General features: G+C 58.3%; 17 protein-coding genes, 1 tRNA gene and 1 riboswitch. Of the genes, 9 read left to right on the forward strand and 9 right to left on the reverse strand.

From position 1 onward, the window contains the following. Positions 1–473: hypothetical protein (locus GA0061101_RS17755; RefSeq protein WP_092574371.1), on the reverse strand; the 473-nt coding region annotated here is incomplete at its 3' end. Between the two features lie 438 nt (positions 474–911). On the opposite strand from GA0061101_RS17755, the gene GA0061101_RS17765 reads away from it, so the two are divergent. From GA0061101_RS17765 to GA0061101_RS17795, 7 genes are all read left to right on the forward strand, one after another. Continuing rightward, positions 912–1,703, forward strand: a complete 792-nt coding sequence (locus tag GA0061101_RS17765; RefSeq protein WP_245297497.1) for an XRE family transcriptional regulator — start codon at positions 912–914, stop codon at positions 1,701–1,703. A gap of 213 nt (positions 1,704–1,916) precedes the next feature. Beyond that, entirely contained in the window at positions 1,917–2,111 is a 195-nt protein-coding gene (locus tag GA0061101_RS17770) for a hypothetical protein (RefSeq protein ID WP_092574373.1), read from the forward strand. A gap of 66 nt (positions 2,112–2,177) precedes the next feature. Further along, positions 2,178–2,321, forward strand: a complete 144-nt coding sequence (locus tag GA0061101_RS39440) for a hypothetical protein (RefSeq protein ID WP_167669570.1) — start codon at positions 2,178–2,180, stop codon at positions 2,319–2,321. Between the two features lie 253 nt (positions 2,322–2,574). Beyond that, positions 2,575–2,859: a hypothetical protein gene (locus GA0061101_RS39855; RefSeq protein ID WP_208865011.1), complete on the forward strand. Its 285-nt coding sequence runs from the start codon at positions 2,575–2,577 to the stop codon at positions 2,857–2,859. Beyond that, positions 2,859–3,341 (forward strand): hypothetical protein, encoded by a 483-nt coding sequence (locus GA0061101_RS17785; protein ID WP_092574379.1) that lies wholly within the window; start codon positions 2,859–2,861, stop codon positions 3,339–3,341. Before GA0061101_RS39855 ends, GA0061101_RS17785 begins: the two co-directional genes overlap by 1 nt. 64 nt (positions 3,342–3,405) lie before the next feature. Beyond that, positions 3,406–3,636 (forward strand): hypothetical protein, encoded by a 231-nt coding sequence (locus GA0061101_RS17790; protein ID WP_092574382.1) that lies wholly within the window; start codon positions 3,406–3,408, stop codon positions 3,634–3,636. After that, positions 3,623–4,645: a tyrosine-type recombinase/integrase gene (locus GA0061101_RS17795; protein ID WP_092574384.1), complete on the forward strand. Its 1,023-nt coding sequence runs from the start codon at positions 3,623–3,625 to the stop codon at positions 4,643–4,645. Before GA0061101_RS17790 ends, GA0061101_RS17795 begins: the two co-directional genes overlap by 14 nt. Before the next feature lie 17 nt (positions 4,646–4,662). Here GA0061101_RS17795 and GA0061101_RS38705 read toward each other — a convergent pair whose 3' ends face one another. The 4 genes from GA0061101_RS38705 to GA0061101_RS17815 all read right to left on the reverse strand — a co-directional run bounded on the left by GA0061101_RS38705 (position 4,663) and on the right by GA0061101_RS17815 (position 7,193). Beyond that, positions 4,663–5,262, reverse strand: a complete 600-nt coding sequence (locus GA0061101_RS38705) for a hypothetical protein (protein WP_141694088.1) — start codon at positions 5,260–5,262, stop codon at positions 4,663–4,665. Between the two features lie 66 nt (positions 5,263–5,328). Next, positions 5,329–5,550, reverse strand: coding sequence for a hypothetical protein (locus tag GA0061101_RS17805; RefSeq protein ID WP_092574388.1), 222 nt, complete (start codon positions 5,548–5,550; stop codon positions 5,329–5,331). Between the two features lie 416 nt (positions 5,551–5,966). Further along, positions 5,967–6,040 (reverse strand) — tRNA-Gly (locus GA0061101_RS17810). A 58-nt stretch (positions 6,041–6,098) separates the two neighbouring features. Further along, the gene (locus GA0061101_RS17815; RefSeq protein WP_037203141.1) at positions 6,099–7,193 is read right to left on the reverse strand and encodes a 2'-deoxycytidine 5'-triphosphate deaminase; all 1,095 of its coding nucleotides are present in this window, start codon (positions 7,191–7,193) and stop codon (positions 6,099–6,101) included. A 172-nt stretch (positions 7,194–7,365) separates the two neighbouring features. Then, positions 7,366–7,444, forward strand: a riboswitch (SAM riboswitch). A gap of 43 nt (positions 7,445–7,487) precedes the next feature. Here GA0061101_RS17815 and GA0061101_RS17820 point away from each other — a divergent pair. Beyond that, a complete protein-coding gene (locus GA0061101_RS17820) occupies positions 7,488–8,675 on the forward strand; it encodes an O-succinylhomoserine sulfhydrylase (protein WP_047641049.1) in 1,188 nt (395 codons plus the stop codon). Between the two features lie 82 nt (positions 8,676–8,757). Here the strand turns inward: GA0061101_RS17820 and GA0061101_RS17825 are convergent, their stop codons facing one another. Next, complete coding sequence (locus GA0061101_RS17825) at positions 8,758–9,471, reverse strand: DNA helicase (RefSeq protein ID WP_037203136.1); 714 nt, start codon at positions 9,469–9,471, stop codon at positions 8,758–8,760. Positions 9,472–10,081: 610 nt separating this feature from the next. On the opposite strand from GA0061101_RS17825, the gene apaG reads away from it, so the two are divergent. Then, a complete protein-coding gene (gene apaG, locus GA0061101_RS17830; protein ID WP_037203135.1) occupies positions 10,082–10,474 on the forward strand; it encodes a Co2+/Mg2+ efflux protein ApaG in 393 nt (130 codons plus the stop codon). Between the two features lie 6 nt (positions 10,475–10,480). On the opposite strand, the gene GA0061101_RS17835 is transcribed toward apaG, so the two are convergent. The 3 genes from GA0061101_RS17835 to GA0061101_RS17845 form a co-directional block, all read right to left on the reverse strand. Beyond that, positions 10,481–11,470, reverse strand: a complete 990-nt coding sequence (locus tag GA0061101_RS17835) for an Hsp33 family molecular chaperone (protein WP_037203133.1) — start codon at positions 11,468–11,470, stop codon at positions 10,481–10,483. A 47-nt stretch (positions 11,471–11,517) separates the two neighbouring features. Continuing rightward, entirely contained in the window at positions 11,518–12,435 is a 918-nt protein-coding gene (gene argF, locus GA0061101_RS17840; RefSeq protein WP_037203131.1) for an ornithine carbamoyltransferase, read from the reverse strand. Between the two features lie 73 nt (positions 12,436–12,508). Next, positions 12,509–13,708, reverse strand: a complete 1,200-nt coding sequence (locus GA0061101_RS17845; protein WP_037203129.1) for an aspartate aminotransferase family protein — start codon at positions 13,706–13,708, stop codon at positions 12,509–12,511. Positions 13,709–14,025 lie beyond the last annotated feature (317 nt).

Below are 14,025 nucleotides of genomic sequence, written 5' to 3' on the forward strand. Positions count from 1 at the left end.
AGGCCGACCCTCTGCCCGCCGCGTGCTTTCACGTTGGCGAGCGCCTTGCGTAGCGCCGCAATCCCGATTTCCAGTTCCGCCGCGTCCCGGTCCATCTTGGTCGCTTCCGCTGGCGTCACCATGAGATCGGCAATCGCAACTGCCCCGCCCGAAATCAGGTCGCCCGCCTTTCGCACCATGTCGGAATAGGCGGCGATAAGGCAGTGATCGGCCCCGCGCTCGCTTTCCGGCTCGACCAGCCGCTTGCCGTGCAGTTCTGCCATCGCCGAGGTGACGACCTGCACGCCGCATTCGGATTCCAGGGCGTAAACGGCGTGCAACGGCATCATTTCCGGGTCCGTCGCATTGTTCATGCGCCCGATGTGACTTTTCGAGATCGAGGAGATTTCCGCAGCTCGCTCGATGCCGCCGACAAGCCGGATGAGATCGCGCTGTGCTGCCTTGATGCGATGAAACCATGCAGTTTGAATCATGAGACAATGCCTTTCCCGCACCGGGAAAAGCCCGGTGTTTTTCCCGTAGTGGGAAATGATCGAAGATGAGAAATTCAGGGCGTTACGAAGCTACGGAGGCCCACATGCAAAACGAGATTTCCCCGCGCCGGGCGACAGACAAGAGAGCGCCACGGCGCGGGGTGCAGCAGGCCGGGAGGATTGGCCGCGCAATAGGTGCAAGAGGCCGGTCATTCTGCGGCCTCCGAAATCGGAAGGGGGCGAGGCACTTCATTCGGCCATGGCGTTCCGTCCGGCCAGTTGACCGAGAACCAAACCATAGCTGCCTCAAACGTGCCCGTCGTTATGTCGCTTTGGCCTTGAGCGATGCGATCGAGCGTTGAGCCTCTATTCAAGACAATCGTGGACACGCGCTGACGACCGACCTTGCGGGCGTGGGCGTAGACATCGGAGACCGTTATGAGTTGTTCGCGCAGCGTCATGGTTGCCAAAAATGCGGAACTGATTCCGCAAAGTCAACCTAATTTATTACGCATGACAGAAATCACCTCTGCGGATAGAATTCCGCACATGGCAAAAACTATTCATGACCGCATTCAAGAGCGACTTGAAGCTCTGAAGCTAAATCCTTCAGCGGCCTCGCTGAAAGCAGGATTGTCGCGCGAAGCGGTAAGGAAGCTTTTAGGCAACCGAGAGCAGATCCCCAACGGGAAAACACTCTTCAAACTAGCGCATGCTCTTGAGGTCAGCGAACAATGGCTGCTATCAGGCAGCGACAACGAACCAGCATCACTAGCCAACCACAATGCCAGTAAGCCCGAAGTACCGCATCGCTATGAAATGCCGAACGATGTGCCGGTCATGGGCACTGCGGCCGGTTCTCATTTGCGTGGCGCGTTTCAGATTTCTACAGACCCCGTTGACTATGTAAGGCGACCGCCAGCCCTAATGAATGCCCGAAATATCTATTCCCTCTATGTTGAAGGCTCATCGATGGAGCCGCAATATTTTCCCGGCGACCTAATCTACGTCCATCCCGACAAGCCCGCACGATTTGGCGACGCGGTGATTGTGCAGTGTCAAACAAGCCAAAACGGATCGACAGAAGCCACCATCGGAATCTATTCGAAACGCAACGGCGAGAACATCACAATAAAGAAGCATAATCCGGCTGCGGAGATCGAAATTGCAAAGGACTCAATCGTTAGCATCCACAAGGTGCTGACGCTTAACGAGATATTTGGCGTGTAGTTTCGACCGTCACCAAAAGACCAAGCTGATTCGCCCCGCCAAATCGTGCGGGGTTTTTTCATGCCTAATCCAATTGCGTAAAAAATTACGCATCTTTCTTGACTGCGGAAAGAAATCCGCATAGCCTTTTGCTCGTCCGGTGAATTCACCGCCCCAGCAAGGAGACTATCGCCCATGCGCATAGTCCTTAGAGCAAACGCAGGAAAGAACATCATGCAGACAGCAAGCGCCTACAATCCGATTCGCATCCGCAACGTTCCGCAAGAAATGGCCGAACTGGCGCGCGAACGCGGCGGCATGACCGAAGCCGACTTGAAGGCTGAAGGCTTCACCAAAGACGAAATCGCGAAGCACGCCCCGAAGGCGGCTGAAATGCTGCGCGCAGCAGAAACCGCGCGCGCCGCCTGATCTGGCATCCACTCCGGTTTCCGGCCTTCGGGCCGGTTTCCCGAACGGATGAACGGAGACCACATCATGTTCCGCATTTCCCCGATGACAGAGACGCCCGCGAGCCTACCCCGGCTCGAAAGGGAAGTGCGCGCGCTCTGCACTGCAATCGGTCTCATTACCGCCACCATGGCCATCGCCGTGGTGGCACTCACGCTCCCCTTTGATTGAGGCGATGCATGGTCAGGATAGAGGTTTCACCAAGGCTCAAGAACGACGGAACGCACGCCGCGATAGCTGCCACGCACATAGGCCAAGCCCACATCGCGGGGACAGGGCCATTAGACGCGACTTGCGGACAATGCGCATTTTGGCACGCATGGAAGCGCGCGAAGATCGATGGCGAAAGCCAGCTTGTCGCCGTCGAGCCGGGCAGTTTCAGCATGCGGCATAAGCAGCACCCCGGCGAGCGCAAAGACGCACATTGCAACCGGCCAATTCTCAACAAGGCGCGAAAGACCGTTCCGGCAACCGCTATCGCATGCCGATTTTTCTTGCCCAAGAACCAAGTCAACGAGACGCAACAACCATGAAGTCGCCCGAGGCCGACCAACCTAGGACCCGGAAAGCTCCGCTGTTCCGTGTCCGCTTCCGTGACGGTGCCACCGTCATCACCACTGCCGCAAACGCCCTGCAAGCCGAGCAGAAAGCTCGCCGACAGCGCCCCGGCTTCGTTGAAACCGTCCGCATCTTGAAAGGAAATCGCTGATGTCCCGCGCCTCGCTACCCCTCCCCGACGACCTTCACTACCTGCCCGCCGACTGGCTGGATGAGTGCGTGCCGCCGCCGCTAGACCTGCCCGATGCGTTCATTTTCCGCGACGGAGACCGTTGGATACTTAGGCCGGCGAATGACGATGACGTTGAACCGCATCTGGTTCGCGAACTGCGCGCTGGCGATATCGTCCAATTCTGCGAACATCGCCACTTCGGAAGCTTCACGCTCGATGTCCGCGAAGATGGCGGTTGGGAGATTGATCGCGACTATCCCGACTATGCGAACTGCTTTGCACTCCGTTCTGAGTTTGACACCATCGCCCACAGCGTTCCGGATCTGATCACAAATGCAGAGATCGAAGCGGACACCTGCGGCGACATTGAAATCTGGTGGTGGTCCGAAGCCTCTACGCCTTGGCAATTCGTAGTCGAAGGAGATAGCACACGCTTCGTCAAGTTCGTGGGTGTCGCGTGAAGATAAGCAGATACGAGCGCCGCCGTGATGCCGCCTACAGCCTTGCACCGGAAGGCGATCCCGCATGACCGCAATCAGCACCTCGCTAAAGAAGAAAACCCGCCGCCCTACCCTGCGCATCCGAGACGTGAACGCTACGCTTGAAGCCCTGAAACGTAACGGCATGACGCCGACCGCACTCGACACATTGCCAGACGGCACGTTTAGGTGGCATTTTACGCCGCCGGCACAAGAAGACGGCGATGAGCTAGACCGCGAATTAGCAGAGTTTGATAGGAAGCATGGTTACAGTTGAGCTAAAGGGTATCCACACCGTAAAGGCCAAGGGCAATACCTATTATTACGCTTGGCGTGGTGGCCCACGGCTCGACGGGGAACCGGGAACGACGGCATTCATGGCCTCCTATAACGAGGCCATTGCCAGCCGCGCCGAGCCGGAAAGCGGGCGGTTCCGGTCCATCGTCACACACTATAAGGCGACTGAATTCAAAAAGCTCGCCGATTCCACAAAGCGCGTCTGGACGCCGTGGATTGATCGGATATCCGCGCACTTCGGCGATTTGAGCATCGCGCAATTCAACCGCACTGACAAAATCCGGCCCCGCATTCGCCAATGGCGAGGCCAATACAGCGATACGCCACGCTCCGCCGATACCGGTATGCAGGTTCTATCCCGCATCCTATCCCATGGCGTGGACCCGATGGGCAAGCTTAGCTCCAATCCCGCCGAGGGCATCAAACATCTCTACAGTTCAGACCGTTCGGAAATCATCTGGACGGACGCCGACATTGCCCAGGTGAAGGCCGAATGCTCCGACGAAGTGAAATGGGTCATCGACCTTGCCGCACATACCGGCCTGCGCATCGGTGATTTGCTCAAGCTGTCATGGTCGCATGTCGGCGCTGATGCGATTATCACTTCCACCGGCAAGAGCAAGAACAAGCGCCAAGCGATCATTCCGCGCTACGACGCCCTGAATGAAATTCTGGACCGCATCCCGAAGCGCTCGCCGGTCGTTCTTACCAGCACCAAAAAGAAGCCTTGGAAGCAAGACGGCTTCAACACCATGTTCTGGCGAGCCAAGGACAAAACGAACATGCTGGAACGTGACTTGCACTTCCACGACCTGCGAGGAACCGCCGCGACGAAGTTCTATATCGCCGGCCTGTCCATCCGCGTCATTGCCGAAATCATGGCATGGGAGGAGGAAACCGTTGAGAAGATCATTCGCCGCTACGTGGGCCGAAACTCCGCGACGAAGGAAATGATTCGACAGCTCAACGAGGCTCGTCAGAAATCATAGGCAGCAAAGTGCTAATCCTAATCCGATAGAAGAATTGACTCGCGCAGTAGCTTCCATCCGTCGCTCATTACGGTTCGAACATATTCTACAGGTATCTGGGCTGCTTCAGCTAGCATCTCGTCGGTCACCTTGCCAGCGACATAGGCGCCCATGATTTCTTCTCGAAGGCTGAAAGGGAAAAGCATCGCGAGCGCTTGGTATATGGCGAGGTCATCAAAAAACCACTGAAGGTCAGCAGTCCCCTTAAAATGACGGGTTTTATCCGTTAGCTTATCGCCAAGTTGTATGACTTCAGACTTCTTATTTGTGCGTACCGCCGGGGAATCCAGAACATGGATAAGTTCCTTACAGCAAACAAGGCGCTGCCAACCAAGAGGTTGCTGAACACTATAGATGACCATAGCTATCGGGCCTGGCAGAATTGCAGACTCGTCAGATGATGGCCCGTGATGGTAACGGTAATGAGTGCCTCGAAGGACGTTCGCAGGTAGATCTACGCCCTTTACGCGCAGTCCAGCGTCAAGGATTGACCTTCGAAACTCATCAATTACTTCAGTCATTGAAACGGGAATACGTCCCAAAGCTTCGAAATGGCGAATCAACTTATTAATTGACACTTACGACTCCGCAAAAAAAATCCGGGCTTTATAGCCCGGATTCTATTTCAATATAAGCAGTTTTTTTTAGAAGCTGCGTGCGTAATCCACAATAGACACAACCTCGCGTCCATCAGATGGGATATCGTCCCCAGACTCGCCCGCCAACGCTGCTTGAATAGCCGCACTACCGGCTTCAAAAAGCTGTTCGGCCGACGCACAATCCGGGCCTGGGAAGAACTTCAGGTTATCAAGAACCCTTCCCTCCTCGAAGAGGAGCGAAAGGAATTTGTTATCGCTCGCTATCATGCCGACCTCCTGGTCATTAGAGTTCAGCAAAATCGCCGAACCATCGTTAAACCTATATATGTGCCGATTAAGCCCTTTTTAAGAGGGCGCGGCGCGTCTACACCAAAATTCGCCAAAGTCAATATGGTTCCGACGCATTAAAATCACCTTAACAGGACATATACGGTTGCGCTAGTGTCTATAGGCACACCATTAGTGGTAATTTTGCCACTTTCAACGACTGCCTCCTGTTTTTCCGATAATCCATGCTGTGAAATGCCCTCTTTCATCCCGCAAATCAGACATGTGAATATTTGCAAAACTCCGCCCACCGCCGAAGTTCACAGCACAAAAGACGAACCGTTCCTGTAAAACCACCTGTAAAACTCTTCGAAATCTCGGGCTTAGAAAATCGCGGAAAGCCTTGCGGAGCAGGCTGGAGCGGGTGAAGGGAATCGAACCCTCGTATTCAGCTTGGGAAGCTGCTGCTCTACCATTGAGCTACACCCGCCTGACACCCTGAGATGTCCAACAGTTGGCGGTCTCTGTCAAGGCCAGTCGCTAGCCCCTCAGAGCCGAAAGTGCTTCGACAGCTTCAGGCCCTGCGCCTGATAGTTCGAGCCGAGGCCGGAGCCATAGAGGCTGCTCGGCTGTTCCAGCATGTGTTCGTAGATCAGGCGCCCGACGATCTGGCCGTCCTCAAGGATGAAAGGCACCTCGTGGCTGCGCACTTCGAGCACGGCGCGGCTGCCGCGGCCGCCGGACGGCGCGTGGCCGAAGCCCGGATCGAAGAAGCCGGCATAGTGGACGCGGAATTCGCCGACCAGCGGATCGAAGGGCGTCATCTCGGCGGCATAATGCGGCGGAACATGCACGGCTTCGCGAGAGACGAGAATATAGAATTCGTCCGGGTCGAGGATCAGTTCGGTGCGACCGCGGCTATAGAGCGGCTCCCAGAAATCGAAGATATCGTGCTGGGCCTTCTTGTCGACATCGACAACGGCGGTGTGATGCTTGCCGCGATAGCCGATCAGGCCCTCCTTGTCGCCGGCAAGATCGATCGACAGCGCGATGCCGCCGCCGGTGATGTTCGGCTTCTTGCTGGCCACCAGCGTTTCGGTCTCGTGCAGGGCCAGCAGTTCCGGCTCGGTGAGCACGGCCTGGCCGACGCGAAAACGGATCTGCGACAGGCGCGAGCCGCGGCGCACGACGATCGGGAAGGTGCGCGGGCTGATTTCCAGATAGAGCGGGCCGGAATAGCCGGCCGGGATCTTATCGAACTCTTGCGCCCGGTCGGTGATGACGCGGGTGAAGATATCGAGGCGGCCGGTCGAACTTTTCGGATTGGCCGACGCAGACATGTCAGCCGGCAGATCGAGGCGCTCCATCAGCGGCACGATATAGACGCAGCCGGTTTCCAGCACAGCGCCTTCGGAGAGATCGATGACATGCAGCTTCAACCGGTCGAGCTTGTCGGCGACGAGATGCGACGGGCCGGGCATGAAGCTGGCGCGGACGCGGAAAGCATGCGCGCTGAGCCGAAGATCGAGGCTCGCCGGCTGGATCTGATCGGCGTCCAGTTCCCGTTCGCTCGTCAGCCGCCCCGCGTCAAAAAGCGCCGCAATGGCGCGATCGGCTAGAATTCCAGTATTGCGAGCCATCATGCCTCATCCCCGGCACACAATCCTGCAAACCATAGCGCGATCTGAAGGGTCATGTGCAAATTCCAAGTGTTACCGTGATCCTTTGCGCAGCCTACGGGCGCCAGGCACAGTAATTTGTCGCAGACAAAACCAAACTCAGGGAATTGACGCAAGCGATCAACGGCAGTATTGCAACTTATCCCGTGGTGATTTGGCCGGTCGGCTTGCAGCCACGTTAAATAAGTGGCTAAAAAGACCGGGTTGAAACCGGTCTGCAATTGCGGCCGGTTTTTTTGTTTTGAAAGTGGTGATGGCATGAGCAAGACTTGGCGCCCCGCAACCCAGCTCGTTCACAGCGGAACGCTCCGTTCGCAATTCGGCGAAACATCCGAAGCAATCTATCTGACCCAGGGCTTCGTCTACGACACCTCGGAAGCGGCGGAAGCACGCTTCAAGGGCGAGACGGATGGGTTCATCTACGCCCGCTACGGCAGCCCGACCAACGACATGTTCGAAAAGCGCATGTGCGCGCTGGAAGGCGCGGAAGATGCCCGCGCCACGGCCTCGGGCATGGCCGCCGTCACCGCCGCCATTCTCTGCCAGTTGAAGGCCGGCGACCATATCGTTGCCGCTCGCGCGCTCTTCGGCTCCTGCCGCTGGGTCGTCGAAACGCTGGCGCCGAAATACGGCATCGAATGCACGCTGGTCGACGGACGTTTCGTCGAAAACTGGGAAAAGGCCATCCGTCCCACGACCAAGGTCTTCTTCCTGGAAAGCCCGACCAATCCGACATTGGAAGTGGTCGACATTGCCGCCGTCGCCAAACTCGCCAACCAGATCGGCGCCAAGGTCGTGGTCGACAACGTCTTCGCCACCCCGCTCTTCCAGAAGCCGCTGGAGCTCGGCGCCCATATCGTCGTCTACTCCGCCACCAAGCATATCGACGGCCAGGGCCGCTCGCTCGGCGGCGTCATCCTTTCCGACAAGCAGTGGATCGACGAGAACCTGCAGGATTATTTCCGCCACACCGGCCCGGCCATGTCGCCGTTCACCGCCTGGACGCTGCTGAAGGGCATCGAGACACTGCCGCTGCGCGTCGCGCAGCAGACGGCGAATGCCGCCAAGGTGGCCGATTTCCTTGCCGGGCACCCCGGCAAGGTCGCCCGCGTGATCTATCCCGGCCGCAAGGATCACCCGCAGGCCGATATCATCGCAAAGCAGATGACCGGCGGCTCGACGCTGGTGGCCTTCGAGCTGAAGGGCGGCAAGGAAGCGGCCTTCAAGCTGCAGAACGCACTGGAAATCGTGCGGATTTCCAACAATCTCGGCGACAGCAAGAGCCTGATCACTCATCCGGCCACCACGACGCACAAGAACCTCACCGACGAGGCGCGCGCCGAACTCGGCATTTCGCCGGGCACCGTGCGCTTCTCCGCCGGTATCGAAGACAGCGAGGATCTGGTCGAGGATTTCGCCCGCGCTCTGGAACAGGTCTCCGCCTGATATCAATCGACAAGCCGCCCGGAGATTTTCCGGGCGGCCCGACCTGCCCTGAGCAGGCCATGATGCAAGCAGACGGCCAGCGTCAGCTCGCCGCCTTGTATTGAACCTTGCCGGCATGCAAGAAGAACAGCTTGTCGAAAAGCGCGAGATCCAGCGGGTTCGGCAGACGAACGTCATCGAGATCGGGCAATGGCTTCAGCGCCGGATCGTATGAACGGTCGATTTGCGAGATGAACACGACGATCACGCCCTTGTCGCGCGCGAAGGCCTTCAATGCCCGGACCTGGGTCATCAATTCTGGCTTCTCCCGCTTCTGATCGAGTATCTGCAGATAGTCGACCACCGCCAATGTGCCGCGCGGCACTGAGGCCAATTTGCGCGTGATGTAATCGGCACTTATGGCATCGGAACTGTCGAGCTCGAACAGTTCCCTGAACTCGGCCTGATCCACGCCGATGATCCGAAAGCGATCCAGGACGACCTTCTCCGTATCCTCCAGCGTGAAGAAGGCGCTGCGATTGCCAGCCTTCATGGCTCCGACGGCGAGCTTGAGGCTCATCAATGTCTTGCCCTGGCCGGGCCGCGCGCCGACCAGCACCAGATCGCCCGGACTCAAGAGCGAGAACAAATCGTCGGCGGGTACGGCCGCTTGCGTCTTGGCCGCAAGCAAGCTCCAGCCTTGAAATCCTTCGCGGGCCGCTACGCGATCCAGCGCGGCATGCAAAGGAATATTCTGTTGACGCGACAGCAGCCGCGCCTTGCGCTTCAAATGATAAACAGGGGCGGAAAGCCTCATTGTAAACCTCCTATTGCGAGCAATGACCGCAACCCCTCCTTATGCCCGGCGCTCAAACAGTCGGTTTGATGATCGACAGCCCCGCATGAAGTATACTTTCCCGGATGGAGGGGGGAGGCACGGGCCATGCCAGAATCAGATGATAGCCGAAATCCCCTCGCCGGGAAATCGCAGAGAAGCGCTTCTCGGGGAACACAAGACCGGTTTGGGAATTATATGATCTAGAGATTTGGATTGAGGCGTGGCGGACATGACAATCGAGTCTCAAGTCAACCTGCAATTTCCGTAAGCGTTTCCGCCCATGGAGGGTATTCGGGCAGCAGTATGCGGGATAACAGTGAAAGAGAAGCGGCCTGTGATACTTTTGGCTGCGGCCTATTAACCTTCGATATTAGCCGTAATAGCTAAAAACCGGGATGCTCCGGCCGATCACACGGGTTTTCACCGATCCGTTCCTTGACGGAATAGGTTGCTTGTAGGATACCGCTAGAGATCCTGCATTTTGCGGGACGGTGGAAAGCGGATAATATGCCGCAGACTTAAAGATACTGAGGCTTTTCCAGCGTTTGTCCGACGCTTGATGCTCCAGCGCAGTGGTAAGGTATCAGGCATGTATCGCGCCCTAACACGCGACATAGAAGTGGTCGTGGAGCCGTTTTATCTGGAGGAGCAATCCGATCCGGATGACGATCGCTATGTCTGGGGGTATCGCATCGTCATCTCCAACCACTCGAAAGTTTCCGTTCGGCTGGTGACGCGCTATTGGCATATCACCGACATGAACGGAATAGTCGACGAAGTGACCGGCCCCGGCGTCGTCGGCGAACAGCCGCATCTGCGGCCTGGCGACACCTATGAATATTCCTCAGGATGCCCGCTGGACACACCCTCGGGAATGATGTTCGGCCACTACCAGATGGAGACGGATGACGGGGAACTTTTCCATGTCAAGATCCCCGCCTTCTCCCTCGATACGCCCAACCTGATGCGCACGCTGAACTGAGCCCGATCAGGTCACATTTATCTCGGCTGCCTCGAAGCGGTACGTGGTCGAGCAGAATTCGCAGGTGACGGCGATTTCGCCGTTCTCCTGGCTGGCCTCGATCTCCTCGGCCGAGAACCCCTGCAACACGCCCTTCAGCTTGTCGCGCGAACAGGAACAGCGGTCGAAAACCGCCTTGGGTTCGTAGACGCGCACGCCGCGCTCATGAAAGAGGCGGAACAGCAGGCGCTCGGTGCCGACAAGCGGATCCGTCAATTCATCCGCATCGATGGTCTCCACCAGGCTGCGTGCTTCCGCCCAGGCATCGTCCTCGACATGATCACGCATGCCGCTATCGCCATCGCCGCCATGGAGATCCGGCTGGCGCATGCGCTCCGGCGCTTCCGGCAGGAACTGCGCGATCAGGCCGCCCGCCCGCCAGCGATGCCGCGGCTTGCCGTTCTCGTCACGATCGAAAAGTTCTGCGGCGCCCAGGCGAACCCGAGTCGGTATCTGCTCCGACTGGCGGAAATAAGTGCCGGCAATCTCCTCGAGCGAGGCGCCGTCGAGAGCGACGATGCCTTGATAGGGTTGGCTGTAGCGACCCTGATCGATAGTGAAGGCGAGCACGCCCTTGCCGAGCAGCTGTTCCGGCTCGGTTTCACCGGCGGCGATCGCCTTTGCCAGAGCCTCTTCATCGAAACGAGCGTAGGCGCGGACATTTTCCGGCGTCGAGAAATCGGCAACCAGGAGGTCGACGGGACCGTCGCTCTTGGTCTGCACGGTGAACTTGCCCTCGAACTTCAGCGAGGTTCCGAGCAGGACGGTCAGGACGATGGCCTCGGCCAAAAGCCGGGCGACCGGGGTCGGATAGTTGTGCCGGGCAAGAATTGCGTCCAGCAACGAACCAAGCTGCACGGCACGACCGCGCACATCGAGCCCTTCCACCTGGAAGGGAACCACGTGATCGTCACCGGCAAAATCAAACTGACCCAGCGAGGCTGCATTTTCGGCCATTGCTCTACTCCTACTGCGCCCGCGCCCTCAGACGCGGTTTCATATCCTCAGATTGCGCCCAGGCACCAAGCAAGAATCGACTTTTGCGCATGCAGGCGGTTTTCCGCCTCATCGAAAACAACGGATTGCGGACCATCGATCACTTCATCAGTCACTTCCTCCCCGCGATGGGCGGGCAGGCAATGCATGAACAACGCGTCCTTGCCGGCCTGTGCCATCAAAGCCGCGTTGACCTGATAGGGCTGGAAGACGTTGTGACCGCGGGCCCGGTGTTCCTGATTCATGGAAACCCAGGTATCGGTTACCACGCAATCGACACCGGCGACCGCACGGTCGGCATCATGCGAGAGCATGATTTCGGCGCCCTGGTTGCGGGCCCAGTTCAAATAGTGATCCTTGGGCTCGGAACCAAGAGGTACCGCCATGTTCATGCGATAGCCGAACCGCGCAGCGCCTTCGATCAACGAATGCAGCACGTTGTTGCCGTCGCCCGTCCAGGCAATAGTCTTGCCCTTGACCGGGCCGCGATGCTCCTCGAAGGTCATGATGTCGGCCATGATCTGGCAGGGATGCGTATCGTCGGTCAGCGCGTTGATGACCGGAACGGTCGCATGCTCCGCCAGTTCCAACAGGCGCGAATGATCGGTCGTGCGGATCATGATCGCATCGACATAGCGCGACAGCACCTTCGCCGTATCGCCGATCGTCTCGGCGCGGCCGAGCTGCATTTCGGTTCCGGACAGGAAAAGTGTCTCGCCACCGAGCTGGCGCATGCCGACGTCGAAGGAGACGCGGGTCCGGGTGGAAGGCTTCTCGAAGATCATCGCCAGCATCTTGCCGGCAAGCGGCTTATCGGCGGTACCCGCCTTCAACGCCCTTTTTCGCACGATCGCGTCATCGATGATGTGGCGCAGATCGGCGGCCGCTACAGCCGAGAGATCGAGAAAGTGTTTCGGAGAAGCCATGTCCTCACCTGTACTCCAGAAAAAACAATAACGCCCGCATAGGGCAAGAACGCCCCGACTGCGGGCGTCGAACTTAGGCCGATTTCTTGACGCGGGCGGCGCGTACACGCTCGGCCGCACGCTCGATGCGAGCAAGACCTTCGCGCGCTTCCTCGGCGGTCACGACCAGCGGCGGCAGCAGGCGAACGACATTGTTGCCGGCCGGAACACCCAGCAGATGCTCGGCGCGGATCGCCTGCAGCAGATCCGCTTGCGGGATGGCTGCCTTGATGCCGAGCATGAGACCTTCGCCGCGGATGTCCTCGATGATATCCGGGAAGCGATCCTTGAGCGAGGCAAGGCCCTGGCGGAAGACCAGCGCCATATCACGCACATGCTCCAGGAAGCCATCGGCCAGCACGATATCGAGCACCGCATTGCCGACCGCCATGGCAAGCGGATTGCCGCCATAGGTCGACCCGTGCGTGCCGGCCTTCATGCCGGAGGCTGCCTCTGCCGTTGCAAGGCATGCGCCGAGCGGGAAACCACCGCCGATACCCTTGGCCACCGCCATGATATCGGGCTTGATGCCGGCCCATTCATGGGCGAAAAGCTTGCCCGTGCGGCCGACGCCGCACTGTACTTCATCGAGCACCAGGAGCAGACCGTGCTCGTCGCAGATATCGCGGAGACCGCGCAGGAATTCGTTGGTCGCCGGGCGGATACCGCCCTCGCCCTGCACCGGCTCGATCAGGATCGCAGCCGTCGCATCAGTGATTGCGGCACGAACCGCATCAAGATCGCCGAAAGCCACCTGGTCGAAGCCGGGGGCCTTCGGGCCGAAGCCTTCGATATACTTTTCCTGGCCACCGGCAGCGATCGTCGCGATGGTACGACCGTGGAAGGCACCTTCGAAGGTGATGATATGGAACTTCTCGGGATGCCCGTTGGCAAACTGATAGCGCCGCGCCGTCTTGATGGCGCATTCCAGCGCTTCGGCGCCCGAATTGGTAAAGAACACCTTGTCAGCGAATGTGGCTTCCGTCAGCCGCTTCGACAGCTTCTCCTGACCGGGCACTTCGTAGAGGTTGGACAGGTGCCATACCTTGTCAGCCTGCGCCTTCAGCTCGGCCACGAGATGGGGATGCGCATGACCGAGCGAATTGACTGCCACACCGGCCGCGAAATCGAGGTAGCGTTCGCCATTTTCCGTGATCAACCAGACGCCCTCGCCTCGCTCGAACCGCAGCGGAGCGCGCATATAGGTGTCATAAAGCGCCGCTGTCTCGGCCATGGCGTATCTCCTCGATCACAACCCTAAGGACCAATCGCTTCCTTTCCATGAAACGGGTCCGAAAAAATTAAAAATGCCGCCTTGCGGCGGCGTGGGCACTATTGATGTTTTGCACCGCGATGTCAACAAAACTGGCGATTTAGCAGGTGCGAGAGAGCGGCCGAGGCCGAACGGGATGCGTTGGCCGGATCATATTGCATAAATGCCACGCCAGGACAGCAAGTTGGGGAAAACCTCGAAATCGATTCCTCAAGATTCCCGCGACTCTTGTCACGGAGTCAGCCTCACACTAGGTTAAAAACCAATTGCTAGACTGC

This window comes from Martinezella lusitana (assembly GCF_900094565.1).
Classification (GTDB): domain Bacteria; phylum Pseudomonadota; class Alphaproteobacteria; order Rhizobiales; family Rhizobiaceae; genus Rhizobium; species Rhizobium lusitanum.